This is a genomic window from Rhizobium ecuadorense (assembly GCF_001187535.1).
GTDB classification, from domain to species: domain Bacteria; phylum Pseudomonadota; class Alphaproteobacteria; order Rhizobiales; family Rhizobiaceae; genus Rhizobium; species Rhizobium ecuadorense.
On sequence record NZ_LFIO01001169.1, the window covers coordinates 1 to 245 of the forward strand.

The following is a 245-nucleotide window of genomic DNA, read 5'->3' on the forward strand; positions in this document are numbered from 1 at the left end:
GCCTTCATCGCCATCTTCTTTCTCCATGTCCCGTTCCCGCTGATCGTGCTCGCGGCCGCCATTGCATCTCGCCGATTCTCGCACGCCTACTCGATGAACATCCGAACCTCGAACTCGACCTTTCCTTCAACGAGCGCATCGTCGACCTGCTCGAGGACGGCTTCGATCTTGTGATCCGCAACGGACCGCTGAAGGACAATCCGGATTTGATGGCCCGGGCGATCGCCCGCCAGCGCATGACCGTC

1 protein-coding gene is annotated in these 245 nt (G+C 60.4%); it reads left to right on the top strand.

Annotated elements, in window-relative coordinates:
* On the top strand, window positions 1-245 hold a 245-nt coding region (locus AF337_RS25355), incomplete at both ends, for a LysR substrate-binding domain-containing protein (protein ID WP_244471309.1).